This window comes from Streptomyces naganishii JCM 4654 (genome assembly GCF_014650575.1).
Lineage (GTDB): Bacteria > Actinomycetota > Actinomycetes > Streptomycetales > Streptomycetaceae > Streptomyces > Streptomyces naganishii.
Window position 1 is genome coordinate 312,380 of sequence record NZ_BMVF01000007.1, and the last position, 17,366, is coordinate 329,745.

The 17,366-nt window shown below is 73.1% G+C and carries 12 protein-coding genes and 1 pseudogene; 7 read left to right on the forward strand and 6 right to left on the reverse strand.

The window, feature by feature from the left end; genetic code table 11:
* The first annotated feature begins 87 nt into the window (after nucleotides 1-87).
* Nucleotides 88-603, forward strand: coding sequence for a hypothetical protein (locus IE217_RS15630; RefSeq protein ID WP_190178454.1), 516 nt, complete (start codon nucleotides 88-90; stop codon nucleotides 601-603).
* Nucleotides 604-622: 19 nt separating this feature from the next.
* Nucleotides 623-1,101 (forward strand): annotated as a pseudogene (locus IE217_RS15635) (tyrosinase family protein); the annotation flags it as partial.
* Nucleotides 1,102-1,177: 76 nt separating this feature from the next.
* Here the strand turns inward: IE217_RS15635 and IE217_RS34705 are convergent.
* Nucleotides 1,178-1,531: a CU044_2847 family protein gene (locus IE217_RS34705; RefSeq protein WP_229865317.1), complete on the reverse strand. Its 354-nt coding sequence runs from the start codon at nucleotides 1,529-1,531 to the stop codon at nucleotides 1,178-1,180.
* A gap of 247 nt (nucleotides 1,532-1,778) precedes the next feature.
* Here IE217_RS34705 and IE217_RS15640 point away from each other — a divergent pair, with 247 nt between their 5' ends.
* Complete coding sequence (locus IE217_RS15640) at nucleotides 1,779-1,919, forward strand: hypothetical protein (protein WP_190178455.1); 141 nt, start codon at nucleotides 1,779-1,781, stop codon at nucleotides 1,917-1,919.
* 10 nt (nucleotides 1,920-1,929) lie between these two features.
* The gene (locus tag IE217_RS15645) at nucleotides 1,930-3,915 is read left to right on the forward strand and encodes an HEXXH motif domain-containing protein (protein ID WP_190178456.1); all 1,986 of its coding nucleotides are present in this window, start codon (nucleotides 1,930-1,932) and stop codon (nucleotides 3,913-3,915) included.
* 112 nt (nucleotides 3,916-4,027) lie between these two features.
* On the opposite strand, the gene fxsT is transcribed toward IE217_RS15645, so the two are convergent.
* The 4 genes from fxsT to IE217_RS15665 all read right to left on the reverse strand — a co-directional run bounded on the left by fxsT (nucleotide 4,028) and on the right by IE217_RS15665 (nucleotide 12,865).
* The gene (gene fxsT, locus IE217_RS15650) at nucleotides 4,028-8,536 is read right to left on the reverse strand and encodes an FxSxx-COOH system tetratricopeptide repeat protein (protein ID WP_190178457.1); all 4,509 of its coding nucleotides are present in this window, start codon (nucleotides 8,534-8,536) and stop codon (nucleotides 4,028-4,030) included.
* A gap of 107 nt (nucleotides 8,537-8,643) precedes the next feature.
* Nucleotides 8,644-9,888: a MoxR family ATPase gene (locus IE217_RS15655; RefSeq protein WP_190178458.1), complete on the reverse strand. Its 1,245-nt coding sequence runs from the start codon at nucleotides 9,886-9,888 to the stop codon at nucleotides 8,644-8,646.
* 120 nt (nucleotides 9,889-10,008) lie between these two features.
* Nucleotides 10,009-11,778 carry a VMAP-C domain-containing protein gene (locus IE217_RS15660; RefSeq protein ID WP_190178459.1) on the reverse strand — a complete coding sequence of 590 codons (1,770 nt, stop codon included), beginning with the start codon at nucleotides 11,776-11,778 and terminating at the stop codon, nucleotides 10,009-10,011.
* A gap of 157 nt (nucleotides 11,779-11,935) precedes the next feature.
* Nucleotides 11,936-12,865, reverse strand: a complete 930-nt coding sequence (locus tag IE217_RS15665) for a trypsin-like peptidase domain-containing protein (protein WP_190178460.1) — start codon at nucleotides 12,863-12,865, stop codon at nucleotides 11,936-11,938.
* A 1,151-nt stretch (nucleotides 12,866-14,016) separates the two neighbouring features.
* Here IE217_RS15665 and IE217_RS15670 point away from each other — a divergent pair.
* On the forward strand, nucleotides 14,017-15,387 hold the full coding sequence (locus tag IE217_RS15670) for a helix-turn-helix domain-containing protein (protein WP_229865318.1): 1,371 nt from the start codon (nucleotides 14,017-14,019) through the stop codon (nucleotides 15,385-15,387).
* A gap of 56 nt (nucleotides 15,388-15,443) precedes the next feature.
* Nucleotides 15,444-15,947: a flavoprotein gene (locus tag IE217_RS15675; protein WP_229865319.1), complete on the forward strand. Its 504-nt coding sequence runs from the start codon at nucleotides 15,444-15,446 to the stop codon at nucleotides 15,945-15,947.
* Between the two features lie 216 nt (nucleotides 15,948-16,163).
* On the opposite strand, the gene IE217_RS15680 is transcribed toward IE217_RS15675, so the two are convergent.
* Entirely contained in the window at nucleotides 16,164-16,559 is a 396-nt protein-coding gene (locus tag IE217_RS15680; protein WP_190178462.1) for a GntR family transcriptional regulator, read from the reverse strand.
* 404 nt (nucleotides 16,560-16,963) lie between these two features.
* On the opposite strand from IE217_RS15680, the gene IE217_RS15685 reads away from it, so the two are divergent.
* A complete protein-coding gene (locus IE217_RS15685) occupies nucleotides 16,964-17,344 on the forward strand; it encodes a RapZ C-terminal domain-containing protein (RefSeq protein ID WP_190178463.1) in 381 nt (126 codons plus the stop codon).
* Nucleotides 17,345-17,366: the final 22 nt, after the last annotated feature.

A 17,366-nucleotide genomic window follows, 5' to 3' on the forward strand; every position in this document is an offset into this window, starting at 1 on the left:
CAGGATCGTTGGGCGGTACGGGGCGCCGACACGCCGGAGCCCCGTAAGCCCCCAGAGCGCCGAACCCCGGAAGGGACCGCAGCTGACATGAAGTCGATCACTCGAGGAACCCTGGCCGCCGTCGTAGCGGGCGTCGCGGCGGCCGTGGGCGCCGCCGCCACCCCCGCCGCGGCGGTCGGCACGGTCCCCGTCCCCGTCCCGCTGGGCGGCGCGGAGACCGCCCTCGGCACGGAACTGCCCAGGGTCGGCGGCCAGCTCCCGCTGCCCACGGTGGGCGGCCCCGAGGGCCCGCGCTTCGTCCAGGGACGCCTCCTGCCGGAGCGCGTGGTGCCGCAACTGCCGGTCGAGGGCGGGCTGCCGGGCCTCGACGCCGGCGCCCCGCCGGCGCCCGTCCTCGGCCACGGCCTCGACCACATGACCGTCGACGCGCCCGCCTCCGAGCTGCGCGCCCTCTCCCCGGGCCTGTCCGTGGGCGCCCCGCCGGCCGAGCCGAAGGCCGGCGGCTCCGGCCTGCCGGACCTGAACCAGCCCGAACTGGGCGTCCTCACCCCGGCACTGAGCACCACGCCGGGCGCCGTCCTCACCGCGGGCCTCGGGTCCTAGACACCCCGGTCACTCCCGCTGGACCATCAACGACGGTGTAACCGACGGCAAGTTCCTCACCCGGGACCTCGGCCGCGCCCGCGACCTGATCGAGCTGCCCACCAGGAGCGAGCTGAACTGGGCCCTGAGGGACCCCGCCTACGACAGCGCGCCCTGGGACTCCACCGTCACCAAGGGCTTCCGCAACAAGCTGGAGGGGTGGGGCACCGGTCGGTGCAGCGTCTCCTGGCGCAACCACAACCGCGTGCACCGCTGGGTCGGCGGAGCGATGCTCGGCGGCGGGTCCGTGAACGACCCGGTCTTCTGGCTCCACCACGCCTTCGTCGACCTCCAGTGGTCGCGCTGGCAGCGCCGGCACGGGGAAGCCCGGTACCTGCCCGCGTCCCCGCCGGACCCGGCGACCCGCAGCACGACCGTGTCGTCGCCCGCCACCAGAAGACGCCGCCGTGGGAGGTCACCCCGGACGAGCTGGAGGACGTGAGCCGGATCTACCTGTTCAACGCCTCCCCGATCCCCGGTCACGGCGACCCGCCCCGCATCACCCTTTTCCAACATCGCTTTTCCGCCGTCCGCGCTAAGGAGCCGCGTCCGGGCCGGCGTTGCGCCAGGTCAGCTGGACCTGGAGGTGGCCCTGGGCGGCGGTCCGGGCCAGGACCGCGCCCACCTCGGCGTCGAGTTGGACGCCGAACTCGACGGTGACCTCGTCGGGACGCTGGGGCAGGTCCCGCATCCGGCGGACCGTCAGGGCCGCGGCGGCCCGCACCTGTTCCAGGGCCGCGGCGAAGGAACCGGTGGCCCTGGCGACCACGTCGGACGCCGAGGCCGCGTCCACCACACCGCCGTCGGCCCGCTCCAGCTCCGCCACCACGGACTCGCCGTCACCCACGTCGAACCTGACCAGCACCCCGCCCACCCCCGCCGTCGACAACCCCACCACCGTAGCGATCGGGGACCGGCCGGGCGGCCCCCCGCGTGCGCGGATCGAAAGATTCCAGCCGCGATGGCCGCCATGGGCTCTTTCGGCATGGCTGCTCGGGGGTCACTATGAGGTAGGTGCGTCCGCGCCGCGCCGGTCACCAGCAGGAGCCGACAGGGGGAAGCCTGACGTGAAGACTAGTACGGCCGATATCGATAGCGGTCTTGTCGATCTGAGCGGTTGTGGTCTTCGAGAGGCTATGGCGCTGTCAGGCCCGCTGATAACCCGGGCCGAGGAACTCCTGCTCGGCGAGCTGACCCGCGAAGCGGTGGGCCAGAGCGCGGGCGGACCGAACGCGGGCCGGTACTCCTCCGCCCGGTGCGACGCGTCCGACGACTGAGGCCCGCTCGATGTCCGGGACGACATCAGGGCTGCTCACGGGCGACGCACGGCACCACATACCGGTCACCGACCTCGACGCGGTGGCCGCCGGCCGGGTGACACCCCGGACGGCACGCCGGCTCTTCGGCGTCGAACGCACCCGCCGCATGCTCATGTTCCGCGGTGTCGTCGCCGCCGCCACCGGGACCGACCCCGGCCCGCTGCCGCCGCCGGCGCGAGCCGTCGAGCTGCTGCTCAGAGCCGAGCGGGCCCACCCCGAGGCCGTCCAGGAGATCATCGACCACCCGGCGGTCGGCGTCTGGGCCGTGCACCTGCTCGGGCGGCTGCGTTCGCCCGGGCCGCCCGACCCTGCTCAGCCCCCGCTGTGGCAGGACACCGGATACCTGCATTCCCTCGCCGCCGCCGCGGCCCTGCGCGCCGGGATCAGCGCGAGCGTGCCCGTGCCCGTGCGGGCCGGCACGGTGAGCCTGCCCACCCTGGGCCGCGCCGAGTTCCCCGGCCCCCACACGGACGACGACGGCACGGCCGTACTCGAAACGACGGCGCGCGACACGGCCGTACGGGACGACACCGCCGTATCCGGGACGGCCGGTGCGCGGCTGACGTACGGGTCGCGCACCCTGTTCCTGCCGCGCGACCCCCGGCGGTCCGGGCCCGGCTGGCACCCGGTGCGCACCCTCGTGTGGCACCCGGGCGGGCAGGCGCACTCGGTCGCGCTCGACGACGCCGATCCCTACCGGGACTTCCGCGACCTCCACCCCCGCCGCGACGCCATCGGCGCCGGTGAGGAGGCCCAGTGGCGCCGCCTGCTCGCCAGGACCGGGCGCCTGCTGACGGCGCGCCACCCGGAGGCCGCGGGCCTGGTGTCCTCCACCCTGAAGGCCCTGGTGCCGCTGCCGCGCACGCCCCGCTTCCACCCCGCCAGCGCCTCCTACACCGAGGCCGTCGGCAGCACGCTCGCCTCCCTGCCGCACGACGCCATCGAGTTCGCGGCGACCCTCGTGCACGAGGCGCGGCACTCCGTCCTCAACAGCCTCGGCCACCAGGTCCGCCTCGTCGGCCCCGCCGAGCCCGCCGGCGAGCCGCTGTTCTACGTGCCCTGGCGTGCCGATCCCCGGCCGGTCCAGGGCGTTCTGCACGGGGCGTACGCCTTCGCGGGCGTGGCGGATTTCTGGCGGGTGGAGCGGCACGCGCTGCGCGGCGGCCGGGCCGCTCTCGCGCACTTCGAGTTCGCGCTGTGGCGGGACGCGGTGACCGAGGCGCTGCGCGCACTGGCCGAGCCGGGGGCCAGGGCGCGCCTGACGTCCTGGGGCCGCCGCTTCGTCGCCGAACTCGCCGCCCGGCATGCCCCGTTGGAGGCCGAGGCGGTGCCCGAGCGGCCGCTCGCGCTGGCCCGGGGCGAGGCGCTGGACCTTCGGGTGACGTGGCGCCTGCACCATCTGCTGCCCGAGCCGGAGGCCCTGCACGCCCTCGCGGACCGCTGGGTGAAGGGGGAGACGGCGGCTCGGGCGGCGGACCCCGCGGGGGCCCTGCCCGACGCCGGCCTGCGGCCCCTCGCCGACGTCCCCGCCCACGAACCCCGGGGCGAACTGCGCCGCGCCCTGCTGCTCGACGGCTCCCTGGACGGCTTTCCGGCCCGCTCCACAGCCGGCTCCACGGGCGGCTCCCCGGGCGGGGCGGCCGACGCCCCGGCCCTGGGCGGCCGCCGCCCGGACCTGCTCGCCGCCGACCTCCGGCTCGTAGCCGGGGACGCGGCGGGCGCGCTGGCCGCCTACCGCGCGATCCTGGCCGGCGCCCCGGACGCACGCCCCGCATGGGCCGGTCTCGCCCTAGCCCTGCGGACCACTCGTGGCGACCGGGCGGCCCGCCCCCTGCTCGACCGCCCCGAACTCGTCCGCTCCCTGGCCCTCGTACTGCGCCAGCGCGGGGAGGCCGCCCCGGACCCGCTGTCCCTGTGCGCCTGGCTCACGGGCGACCGCGGGCCGGCGACCTGACGGGCCCGACGGACACCCGGCCGGACCGGCCGGAAACGCCGACCGGCCCCGGCGCGCACCGTCGGCCGGTGCGCGCCGGGGCCGGCCGGGGCCGCTCCCGAAGGGGGGAATGTCAGATCTGCAGCGGGTCGATGTCGCAGTTGGCCGAGCGGCCGTCCTCGGCGGCGCGGCAGGCCGGGTGGTCCTCGCCGAGGGCCGTGCGGTAGCGGCCGAGCGTGTCGGCGTAGAGCTCCTCCGCCTCCTCGCTCTGGCCCAGTTGCCGCAGGCCCAGAGCCAGGTTCAGCGCGGTGGCCAGGACCACGGGGTGGTCGACGCCGCTGCCGAAGCGGGCCCGGCCCTGCTCCAGCGCGCGCCGGGCGACGTCCACGGACTGCTGCACCTCGCCCAGCTCGTACAGGTCCACGGCCAGGTTCGAGCTGCACGCCAGCGCGTTGGGATGGTCCTCGCCCAGCGCCTCGACCAGCCGGTCCCGCGCCTCCGTGTCGATCGCGTGCGCCTCCTCGACATGCCCGGCCAGGCGCAGGCAGATCGCGTGGTTGACCCTGCCGGCCACGGTGTGCGGGTGGTCGTGGCCCAGCAGCACCTCGAAGCCCTCGTACCCCTCCTGCCCGAGCCGCAGCGCCTCCGTGAGGTCGCCGCTCTGCCGTACGTCGATGGCATGGGCCACCAGCGTGGACACGGTCAGCGGGTACTTGTCGCCGTACCGGGTGCGGAAGAGGCCGAGCGCCTGGCCGGACAGCTCCAGCGCGCGGGCGTGGTTGCCGGCCCGCCGCTCGGTCACCGACTGCAGCCTGAGCGCGGCCATGGTGTGCGGGTGGGCGTGGCCGTAGTTGTACTGGTAGCGGTCCGCGACGTCCCGGGCCTGGTCGCGGGCGGCGAGGTACTGTCCGCCCTCCTGGAGGTCCAGGGCGACCGCCGCCATCGTGGACAGCGTCGAGAGGTGGTTCTCGCCGAACTCCTCCACCCTGCGCCGGTACGTCTCCCGGTCGAGGTCGAGGGCCTCCTGGAACGCGCCGATGTAGCGCAGGTTGAGCGCGTGCCGGTGGGCCGCGACCAGGGTCGTCACGTCGTTCGGCCCGAACAGCCGGGTGCAGGTGTCGAAGACGTGCTTGTCCAGTTCCAGCGCGCGCGAGAAGTCGCCGCGCAGCCGCAGGTCCCAGGCGAGCATGCTGGTGACCTCGAGCGTCGACTCGTGCTCGGAACCGAGCACCTCGCTCATCCCGGCCAGGGTCCGCTGGTCGAGCTCGTACGCCTCCGAGTAGCGGCCCAGGATGCGCAACGCGTCGGCGTACGGCTTGGCCGCGGCGAAGACGTGCTCGGCGTCCGCGCCGTCCTGGCCCCGCCAGGTGTCGTACGCCAGTTTCGCCAGGTCGGCGCAGCCCTGGTGGTCGCCCCAGGCGAACATGTACGCCACCTCGTTCAGGACGAGCTGGCGCACCCACGGGTCGGTGGAGCGCACGGCGCCGCTGTGCAGCACGTGCGGGAGCAGGTCGCCGTACTGCTGCCACTGGTGCGAGGCCTCCGGCTCGCCCGGGTCGCCCTTGGCGAGCAGCCGGTGTGCCCCTTCGCGCATCTGCCTCTTGAGCGGTTCCGACATCTGGTTGATGAGGACCCGCTGGACCAAGCGGTGCAGCTGGATGGTGTTGGTGTTGTGGTTGATGCGCGCCAGCGCGTACCGGTTGATCTCACGGATCGCCCGGCTCAGTTTGATCGGGTCGCTGAGGGCGGCGCTGAGCTCGGCGGGCACCGGTGCGTCCCGCACGCCCGACAGCAGCCGCCGGGAGATCGGCTCGGGCGCGAAGAAGGCGCAGACCTGCAGGAGTTGGAGCGCGGCGGGGTGGTTGCGGCGCAGCCGCTCCAGCGACACGTTCCACGCGGCCGCCACCGTCAGCGGGTAGTCCGCCGGCGGATCGCTGTTCATCAGCTCGTTGGCCTGCTGCTCGAACAGGCGCAGGTACTCCTCGGCCGGCATACCGGTCTCGGACAGCCACACCGCCGCCTGCTCGATGCCCAGCGGCAGATCGCCGAGCGTCTCGGCCAGCCGGTCCGCGGTCTCGTCGTCGAGGGTGGGGGCGCGCAACTGGAGCAGCGCCCGGCTCTCCTCGCGCGTGAACACGTCGACTTCCAGCGGCCGGGCCGAGGCCGCCCACTGGGCGTTCCGGGAGGTGACGAGAATACGGCCGGGGCCGTTCGTCGGGAAGAATTCGCGCACGGCCTCGGGATTTTCCGCGTTGTCGAAAACAAGAAGCCAGTTCTTGTACGGCTCACCGACGCGCAGCGCTTCTATCACCGCCGGGACCGCGCTGTTGGCCTCACCGTTGCCGACGTTCAGTCCGAGCCGGCCCGCCAGCATCACCAGGAACTGGCGAATCTGCTGCGGCTGTTCGGAGGGAATCCACCAGATGACCTGATATTCGTGGAGATGTCGGTACACGTATTCGACGGCGAGCTGGGACTTCCCTACGCCGCCCATTCCCTGGAGCGCCTCGGGCAGCACCGCGGTGGTCCCCTCCTGCAGTCTGCGGTGCAGATCCTGCAGCAGCTGGACCCGGCCGGTGAAGGCCCGGTTGCGCGGAGGGACATTTCCCCAGACTGGTGGCGGCTTCTGCAGCCCGTCACTCCTCGGCCCGACTTCGGCGGACTGCAAGCCGCTCACTTCAGCGTTCCCTTCTTCTTCGGACTGCGGTACTTCGGCCGCACCCGGTGCTAACGGGGTGTCGCCGTCGGAGGTTGCGTCGTCCGGCACTGAGGGGGGTGGTGCGCCTGGCGTCTCAGCGGCCGCCGACAATCTGTGTTTCAGCTCCTTCAGGGCCACGGCGTAGGGGCCGGCCATGGCCGCGAAGGCAGGCAGAATGGAGGAAACCCATGGTTGCAACGCTTCCACGGGCAGCCGGGAGACGCGAGTCGGGTCGCGCACGATTCCGCCCAGCTGGCCGAAGGTGTAGCCCATAGGGCCCTGAACGGCGGTCGCGAGATAGTCGAAGGTGACCGTCATCGCGCGGGCCGTCTCCGCCTTCGTGCCGTCCGAGAGCAGTTCCCGGCGCAGGTCGTTGCCCAGTTCCAGCTCCGCGCGCACCAGCGAGGGCGCCTCCGGATCGGCCGGCACCCGCCGCAGCAGCCCGCTCAGCAGCAGTTCGGCCACGTGCCAGGTGCGGGCCTCGGGCAGCAGCCGGGCCTGGACCATCTGAAGCACCGCCAGATTGAGCAGGGGGAGCGCGGCGCACATCCGGGCCAGCCGGTAGGCGGTCGGGGACACCTGGGCGCGCAGCGCGCGTGCCTGGGCGTCCGGCGCCGCGTGCCGGGCGGGCTCCGGGCGGGGCACCGGGCCCGCCGCCGTGACCGTGGGGGACACGTGCAGCGCCCGGGTGGCCCACTCGCCCGGCTGCTCGCCCGCCGTGAACCGCGCCCAGCCGCCCAGCCCTTCCGGGCTCAGCGTGACCACGGGCACCGCGACCCCCGCGTCCGCCGTGACGCCCGCACCGCGTGCCCCGTCCGCACGGCCCCCCTCGCCCCCGCCGCCCGCTGCGGGCGCCGTCGCGGGATCCTCCAGGGACGGCTCCAGCGCGAGGTCCTCAAAGGCCAGGGCCAGCTCGTCGTGCGTCACGTCCCAGTCGGCGTTGGGCGCGGCCGGCCGGGGGCTGCTCAGCCGTACGCGACCGGCCTGCGTACCGGTGCGCGCCCACACGTGCTCGGGGAGGACGTGGGCGACGGCGACGGGTAAGTCCCGCGCCCAGTGCGCGAGCGCGCGGTGCGCGCTGCCGTCGGACCAGCGGGGCGCCTGGAGATCGGTGAGCACCAGCAGCACGTGACGGCCGTCGCGGTCGTTCCCCCGGCACGGGAGGCGGCCGTCGGCCGGCCAGGTCGTCAGCGGTACGTCTCGGAAGGCGCCGGAGCCGTACAGCGTCTCCTGGAGGCGCTCGGCCGTGGGCGCCCACAGGCGCATCGACTCGCCGGTGTCGACCACCAGGGTCAGCGTCAGCCAGCGTTCCTTCCGCGGCCGTTGCAGAAGCAGCCACAGACCCTGCTCCGCCGCGGCCTCGGCGGTCGCCTCCTCGTCCAGGACCAGGTCGTGCGGCGAGTCGACGAGCCGTTTGAGGGGCAGCATCGCCTTCTCGACGGCCCGCGAACGGTCCAGCGCCAGCTTCCGCCCCAGCTCCACCAGCAGGGACTCCATGCGGTCCGCGCGTGCGGTGGCGGGCGGGCCCAGGGCGGCGGCCGTGTCGGTGGCGCCCGTCGCGGTGGGGTCGGTGCCGGGCGTGAGGGGCGGCTGCCCGGCGCCGGCCGGCGTACCGTCGTCGCCCGTCGCTCCGGTGCCGTCGCCCGGTTCCCGGCCGTCGTACGGCTCCTGGCCCTCGTACGGTCCGGGGTCCGAGCCGGTGTCGCGGGTCGCTTCGTTCAGGGCCTCGAGGGCGTCGGCGGGCAGCCCGTCGGTGTTCTCCGCGCCCGGGCCGGTGTCCGTGCCCGTTCTGGCGCCCGGCCCGGTCCGGGTGTCCGCCCCGGTCGCGTGCGAGCGCTCCGCCGTGGGCCCCTGGGCGCCCCCGGCGGCCTGGCCGCGCTCGGCGGCCGCGGCCAGGATGAGCCGTTCCCGCTGCATGGCGAGCCACAGCGCGTCACGGGCCACGTCCCACGGGGGCGTCGCGTTCCCCGGCTCCTCGCGCAGCCCGGAACGCGAAGCGGCACCCGGCCTGACACCGTCACGCGCCCCGCCGCCTCGGAAGGGCAAGTGGATCATCCAGACCCGACCCCGTCGAGCCTGCGCCACAACGAGTGCAGCAGTCCGTTCCAGGAGTTCTCGTCCGGGCCGGCCGGGGTCGTGCGCAGGAACTCGGAGGCCAGCAACTGGTCCGCGGCGAGCGTGCCCGTGGTCCGGGAACGGGCGAGGAAGTCCCTGATCAGCGTGGCGCGTCCCGCGTCGCCCTCGGACAGGTGGGCGGCGAGCATGGCCGCCAGCTGACCGGCGTCGGGCGGGGGAAGTTCGAGGTAGAGACAGCGGCGCAGGAAGGCCGGGGGCAGCACGCGCTCGCCGTTGGTGGTGATCACCACGACGGGGAACGCGGCGCAGCGCACCAGGCCGTGGTGGATCACGGCGGTGCCGTCGGGGTCGTCCGTGTGCACCTCGACGTCGGGCATGCGGGAGCGGACACGGGCCAGTTCGGGGATGCGGTACTCGCCCTCCTCGAACACGCTGAGGAGGTCCCCGGCGAGGTCCATGTCCGCCTTGTCGAACTCGTCGATCAGCAGGACGCGGGGTTCGGGCCGGGGTAACAACGCCGTTCCCAGCGGGCCGAGTTGGATGTAGGCGCCGAGCTCCTGGGTGCCGTCGGGCTCCGGCAGGGGCCGGTCCGCCCGGTGGTCGGGGGCGTCCGCCGCGTCCGCGTGCGGGGTGGTTTCCGCGTCCGGGGTCGCGTCCGCTTCCGGGCCGGCGTCCGGGCTCGCGTCCGCGTCCGCGTCGGTGGGCCCGGACGTGGAGAGCGCGGTGCCCGCGGCCGATCCGCGCCAGGCACCGCGCGCGGCGGCCTCCTGCACCCTTCCTATGGCGTCGTAGGCGTACAGGCCGTCCTTGAGCGTCGTACGGCTGGTGATGGACCAGCGCAGCACACGGCCGAGGCCCAGTTCACGGCTGACGCAGTGGGCGAGGCTCGACTTGCCGATGCCGGGCGGTCCCGCCACGATCAGCGGGCGGCGCAGGAAGAGCGCCGCGTTGACCATGTCCTTCTCCTGCGTGGACGCGGAGCGCTTCACCGCGTCGTCGGCCGGTCCCAGCCGGCGCGTGAACTCCGCGTCGTCCCGCGGCGCGGGCTCGGTGATCAGGGGCGCGCCGGCGAACCGGCGCCACGGCGGGGGCGGGGGCAGTTGACCGATCAGCGGAGCGCCCTCGGGCGGCCGGCCCGTACCCTGATAGATGTGCCATGCACCTGGATCGGCAACAGTGCCGTCGGCCGCTGACGGATCGTGCAGACCCCTGTCGGCCATCGACCGTCCCCCTCAACCCTGAGTCGTGCACGAAGCGGTGCACGTCCGTACGAACCGGCCCCCGCCCCGTCGGCCCGGCAGTCCGGTGGGCTGGCACACCCGCCGGGTTACGCAGGGAGCTCAGCCTGCGGACTCCGGGACTTCGGGAAGGCGGCTTGGATCGTCCCACAGCACAGCTATGCGAGAGCGCAGTGCGCCCTCGCGCCCATCGTCCCGTGGATCGGAGGCGAAGCGCAAGCGCGTCACGCGTTCCCGGAGTGACTCCCAGCCGTCGACGTCGGTGAGGTCGTCGACAGCCGTGTGCTCCCGGTCGTCGAGTGACCCCTGATGCGCCCAGAGCAGAACCGGCAGCCCCAGCCGCAGCCCCAGCACGAGCTGGCTTCGACCGGCGGCCTCGTCCGGCGAGGTGCCGAGCGCCAGCAGCACGATGGACGGGTCGCGCCTCAACTTCTTGTAAAGCAACGCCTGTTGGTCGTCATCGCCCTGCTCGCACCGATGCGAGCTCACCGCCGCGCCGCCCGCGAGGACCTCCCAGCGCAGGTTCCACACCCGGTGCGACTCCAGTGCCTCGATGCGCTCCAGGCTCCGTATGACGACCTGGTACTCCATTCCGAAGGGCGGGTCGAAGCCGGTGTCGCCGGCCGCCTCGCCGAACGGGTTCGCGCGGGGCCAGTCCTCGACCGGCTCGTTGACCATGTCGACCGGAAGGATGAACTCCAGGACGATGTCGCCCGTGTGGTGGCGCAGCCGGGTCTCCTCCTGGTCGACCAGCGCGGCCACCCGCGAGGGCACCTCGTCCAGGGGCAGCCGCCGGTCGTCCCGCTGGCGCGGCTCCCAGGCCCCGCCGGCGCTGGTCCAGCAGGTCAGCCAGACGTGGCCGGGGGCGTCCGACAGCGGATGGATGCGGACGACGAGATAGGCCGTGCCGCCGCGCTCCCGGCGCCGGGGCCCGGTGTCGCGCCGGGAGCGTTCGAGCACCTCCATGGCCTCGCTGCCCTGGCTCACGGACGTGCGCACGTACCGGCTGAGCCACCGGCGCAGCGCGTCCCCGAGGTCGGGGCCGACGGCGTAGGCGACCTCCTGCACGAAGCGCACGGCACGGGGGACGCCGTCGGGCGGGACGTTGCAGTTCTCCAGGAGTTCGTACGCCTCCCAGGCCGTGCGCGCGGTGGCGGGCAGCGGGCCGAACGCCTCCCCGGCGGCGGACACGAACAGCCCCTCCAGCGCGGGAAGGCTCCGCCGGTCCAGCCCGCCGAGGTGGGAGGCGAGTTCGCGGCGGGGCGTCAGGTCGCCGGTGTGGTGGGCGAGCCCCTCGGCCACGGCGGCCGCCTGGGCGGAGGGCAGGTCGTAGTCGGCCAGGAAGGACACCGCGGCCGCCAGTTTCTGCCAGCCCTGCTCGACCGCGCCGAACACCTGGACCATCTCGACCAGATGGGGTTTCTTCTCCGCGAAGTCGCTGACGGAGAGCTGCTGTCCGAGCCGTGCGAGCGTGTTGCTCACGCAGAGCCTGCGGTTCTTGAGGTCGTCCAGGACCGGCACCTTCATCAGCGCGTCCACGAGCTGGGCCTCGAGCTCACCGGGGGAGAGGCGCGCGCCGGTGTACGCGGTGTAGGGGGCGTGCGGGGTGCGCAGGGTGTGGGGCGTCTGTGGGGTCAGCGAGGCCGGCGGGGTGTACGGGGTGAGCGAGGCGCGGGGGGTATCCGGGGCAGGTGAGGCGTAGGCGGTGCCCTCGGTGGTGCCCTCGATGTGGCGGAGACCGTCCGGCTGCGGCAGGTCGTCCGCGTGCCGCCCGCCTTCGGCGTGCTGGTTGCGCGCGGTGTGCGGTTCCGGATCGCTGGGTTGGCGGCGTTCGGGGAGCCGGCCCTGCGCCGTGGCCGCGGTGCTTGCCACGCCCGCAGTGCTTGTCGCGTTCGTGGCGTTCGTGGCGTTCGTGGCGTTCGCGGCGCTGGTGGCGCTCGTGGGGCTCGTGGCGCTTGTGGGGTTCGCCGCGTTCGTGGGGTCGTCCGCGCCGGTCGGACGCGCCCCCCGCGGCATCCGTTCGGACCTCTCAGACATCACGGTCCAGCCGGTCCGGCCACAGCGCACGCGCCTGTTCGACGAATTCCCGCACGGAGATGCTGTCTCCCTCCAAGCGCCGTACCGCGCGCACCAGCGCGGCCGGTCCGTCCGCGAAGTCCCCGCACCGGCTGACCAGATGGAACATCTGCAGCCGTGTCCGGTCGTCCCGGAGCATGCCCCCGGTGATGTGGCCCGGAACGAGGGTCAGCAGCCCCCGGCCGCCGTCGGCCGCGGCCACGCCCGTGGCCAGCAGCGCCTCGACGACGTCCCACGGATCGGCCTTGACGGCGGTCGCGACCGGGCCCGTCGCGTGGTTCCGGCCCCGCACACCACCGTCGGCCAGGGCGGCGAAGTCGGTGCCCGCCAGCTGCCCGAGCGGGATCATCCAGGCGACGCGCGTAGTGGTGGGTCCGGAGCCGTCCAGTACGGAGGCCACGACCCCGATCACCTTGCCGCGCTCCTCGTCCCAGACCCCGGCGCCGCTGAACCCCCGCTCGATGCGGGCCCCTTGCCCGGCGACGCCGTCGAGCTGGAGCCAGTGCGCCTGCGGTCCGCCCGCGCCGATCGTGCGCGCCCGCGCCCAGAGCCCGTCCGGGATCGCGGCAGGATGGCCGTACGCCCGTACGCGGACGTCGCTCGCGGGAGGCGAGCCGTCCAGCGGCGCGGGCCGCGCGCCGGGCGGCGGCGCCCCGTCCAGTGCCAGCACCGCGAGGTCACCGGCGGGCGGGCTGCGCAGCCAGCCACCCGGGGCCACGCGCGCGGTCACCGTGGATCCGTCCCGGGAGAGCGCGGGGAAGTCCACCGGTAAGGATCCGCCGGGAGCCTCCGGGAGCGGCCCGCGCAGGCCGAGCGCCTGCTCGACGACGTGCGCGCACGTCAGCGCCAGCCGCTCGCCCACCAGCACGGCGGCACCGGCCACGGAGACCCGTCCGGACCCGGCCGCTTCGGGCCCCCGGACGCCGAGAACCCGTATGCGCCACGGGGCCCCGCGCTCGCCGTGATCCACCACCGTTCCGGGAGGCGTCCCTCCCGCTCGCGCCATGTCCACGTGTCCCCCTCACGCGTACCGCGGGCAGCGTGTCACGCGACAACTACCCGGGCCTGACAGGTTAAGCCGTTCCAACGCGCGTGGGTACAGTACCGATCGCCACGCGGGCCACGCCGGGACGGTACGCCGAACGCCGGGCCCCGCGGGCCGTCTCGGGCCACCCCGGCAGCGGCCTGTCCGGCAGCGGCCTGTCCGGCCTTGGCGCGGGCGCTGCTCGCCGACTCCGGCGCGCCCGCTCTTCGGCAGGTGCCGGCCGGGAGCGGCCAGGTCGCGCGCACCTCGGCGGAATCGGCGCCGGCCGCGGCGAGCGTCTCCGCCGGCTCCCCCGGAGCCTCGGCGCGTGCGGGATGCCCCCCCGACACCCGAAAGGCCCGCAAGCGTCGCAAGGCCCGCAAGCGTCGCAAGGCCCGCAAGCGTCGCAAGGCCCGCAAGCGTCGCAAGGCCCGCAAGCGTCGCAAGGCCCGCAAGCGTCGCAAGGCCCGCAAGCGTCGCCGCCCCGCTGTCATTCCTCGCCATCGCTTCCCAGCCCGCGCGGCGCGATGCCGACGTCGTTGCGGGCAGAGGCCTGGCCGTCGGCCGCGCCGGTCCGCTCACCAGCGTCACGCCACGACGGTCCCGCGGCTGTCGAAACCGCCCCGACCAGCAAAAACGCCCTCCCGGAGGAGGGCGGAGCGCGGGCGCCCCCGGCAGGACTCGAACCTGCGGCCAAGCGCTTAGAAGAGATGTGCTTGCTTTCGATCTCCTAGGCTGCTGACCTGCCCGTTCTCTGGCAAGAGTCCGCCCGCCTGTTCGGTTTCGCCACGCATTTGCCGGAGGGGTGGATTCCGGCACCCTGCGAATCGCCCCGCTGGTCGCACGGCGAGAAGGCTGTAACACCGCCCCGGGGTGTTACAGCCTTCCAGCCCCGGACACCCGGACACATGCCTTTTGAGGGTGTCCGGTTCATTGGTGCAGTTCAGCGCCTCAATCGGACAGTCGGACACGCAGGACACCCCCCTGCCCGCCAACCTCAGTACACGAGCGTGGGCCCGGACAGTCTGTCCGGGCCGCGCCTTGTCGCGCCCCTCACGATCGAGCGGGCGGCCGGGCTATCTGTCCAGCTCGACGACCGGCTCGGTACCGTGAAGCGGGCCCCTACGTTCAGGAGGCATCACGCAATGCGTGGTCTTGGAGATCACCTCAGCATCGGTGAGCGCATCGCGTTCTACCGGAAGCGCCGTGGCTACACGCAAGAGGTGCTGGCCGGTCTGGTCGGTCGTAGCACTGACTGGCTCGCGAAGATCGAGACCGGGCGTCGGAAGCCGCCCCGCATTGACATGCTCGCGGAGCTGTCGCGCATCCTGCGCGTACCTCTGGGGGATCTGCTTGGACAGACAGTCCTCATGGAAGACGAGCGGCAGCAGGACGACGTCCCGGCGGTACGCGACGCCCTCATGAGCCCGCGCCGGCTGTCCCGACTACTCTTCGGGCCGGATGCTGAGGCGCAGCTTCCAACCCCTGCCCCCGTGGCCGTCCGTGTGGAGCACGCGTGGAACGACTACCAGGGAGGTCGGCTCGGCAGCGTGGTTGCCGCGCTTCCCGCGCTGCTTCAAACCGCACAGGAGCTGGAGGAACGAGCGGCGCGCCGTGGGGACGACCGTGGCGACTGCTGGGCCGTATCGGCACGCACGCACCACCTCGCGGCCACGACGCTCGCGAAGATCGGTGAGTCGGACATCTCATGGCTTGCCGCCGAGCGCGCCATGCGAGCCGCCGATGAGTCGGACGATCCTCTTGTCCTGGCATCGGCAGCACGGTCCGGCACTCACGCCCTGCTGGCCAACGGGCGCTACAACGAGGCTCTCGAACTCGGGAACACGGCCGCCGCGTGGCTGTCATCTCAGGTGACCGAGCACGATCCGGCCGCGCTCAGCCTGCTCGGCATGATTCACCTTCGTGCCGCCGTAGCGGCAGCACGACACCAAGACCGTCCCACCGCAACGGCGCTGCTGAACCGCGCCGAGGAACTCGCGGATGACCTCGGTTCGGATGAGAACTTCTGGCAGACGGGCTTCGGTCCGACGAATGTCCTGCTGCACCGCCTGTCCATCGAGCTGGATCTCGACAACGTCTCCTACGTGGTGGAACACGGCCGGATCAACGTCGACCACATGCCGCAGGAGCGCAGCGTCTCGCACCGCATCGACTTCGCGCGTGCCCTGTCGCTCGCGGGGCAGGGGGACGACGCGTTCGCGGAACTGCGCACGGCTGAGCGCACCTCGCCGCAGCTCGTACGCAACAATCCGAGGGTGCGTGAGACGCTCCGAGACCTGATCAAACAGTCCCCGGTTACCGGTGCCTCGCGCTCGTCCGAGGTGTTCGCTATGGCTCAGCGGTGCAAGGCGGTGCAGTGAGTTCAGGCAGGCGTGGGGTGCTGGGAGTCGTCGGGTCAGCGGCCGGGGGCGTAGAGGTGCTGCGCACCGGTCTCGTTGAGCCCGCCATGGACCGCGGATGGCGGGTGGCTGTCACGCTCACGCCGACCGCAGGGCAGTGGCTGCGCATGAGCGGCGAGGTTGAACGGTTGGAGAAGCTCACCGGCCTGCAGGTGCGCGACGAACCGCGCCTCCCCGGCGAGGCTCGCCCCCATCCGCCGGTTGACTGCTACGTGGTTGCTCCGGCGTCGGCCAACACGGTCGCCAAGCTTGCTACCGGCGTGATGGACAACCAGGCCCTGACGCAGGTTGGCGAGGCTATCGGGACCCTCGGTCTCCCCGTCGTCGTCTTCCCGCGGGTGAACGCTGCGCACGCTCGCCACCCGGCATGGCAAGGTCACCTCGACGCCCTGCGAGCCGGGGGAGTGCATGTCGTCTACGGCCCGGAGGTATGGCCGCTGCACGAGCCGAGGGAGGCGCCGGCCGGGCGTGAACTTCCATGGGCGGCAGTGCTGGACGCCGTGGATGCGGCCAGCCGATGACGATGCGTCAACCCGCCTGAGCTGCAAAGAAAGAGGACCCGGACAATCTGTCCGGGTCCTCTTCCGCTTCCAGCCGCATGCTCATTGGCATGTCAGGGATGCAGGAGCGAAGCGCAGAGTTGGAAGGCCTCACCCCCGCAGAACTCGCATTGGTTGAAGCGAGTTTGAGGGAGGCGCGCGCCACGGTGGAGCGACTTCTGAGGCGCGCGGACGAACTCATTGCGCGGGCGGAGGCTCGTTGCCAACGAGTTGCTCAAGACGGTCCAGTCGCTCACCGACCAAGCGAAGAGCTTCGTGAATCGAGCTGAGTTCTGCGGCCAGAGCGCTGAACGCGGGGCTGCTGCCCGGCTCAGTGCCGAGCGGCACGGAAGGGTCACGGACGAATGTCCCACGGCCCTGCTGCGTGAGGACCAGCCCCTCATCACGGAGCTGGCTGTACGCGCTCTGCACGGTGAGGAGCTGCACGCCAAGTTCCTTGGCGAGCCTGCGGGCCGCCGGGAGCTGCTGGCCCGGTTCGTATTCGCGGTCCGGGCCTGTGATCTTCGCGCGGAAGTCGGCAGCGATGTCCTTGGCCGTACGCGCCTGCTTGGGCGCCTCTGAGCTTTGCTCCATGGGTTCGAGAGTAGCTGGGACCTAAGTCAATCTCCGCCTCTCCCCCGGACCCCCTTGACAGTCAGATTGACTTAAGTCAATCTGAGAATGCGCCTGACGGGCCCCGCCCCGCAAGGGACGGGAGCCCCCTTCACCAGGGGGGCTACCGCGCTCGCCGGAAGCGTTCGTTCCTTGACAACTCCATGGGGATCACGCCGCCTCTCCTCGGCCAAGTAGGCGGCCACGCGGGCTCTGTCCCGCGTGAGGTACAGCGCAACCCAACCTCTCGCAGCGCTTCGGCACTGCGGCCCCGGCATGCCGTGAGACAGCGGATCGAATCCGCTCCGGGGCGCTCGGGGCGGCCGCCTCTCACCACGCCACGACCGCGGCCGCCCTTTCCACCCCTTCGACTCCTGGGAGTCCTCATGGCTGTTGTCGAGATCGTCTCGTTCGGCTACCTGCACGACGCGCCGCCGGCCGCGCATCTGACCATCGATCTGCGCGACCATTTCCGCGACCCGCATGTCTCGCCGGAGCTGCGGGACATGACTGCCGACGATGAGCCGGTCCGTGCCGCGGTGCTGGGCACGCCGGGGGTCGCGGCACTGGTCCTGGCGACCGCATCGGCGGTCGAGGCACTCGCGTCTGGGCCGTCCGCCGGGGTCATCACGGTCGCCGACGGATGCGCGGGCGGCCGGCACCGTGCTCCGGTCTTCGCTCGCGCCCTTGCCGAGCTGCTGAGTGACGCCGGGCACGGCGTGATGGTCCGCCACCGCGACCTGGACAAGCCCGTTGTCCGCCGCTGAGCCGTACGACAGCCCCGATGGT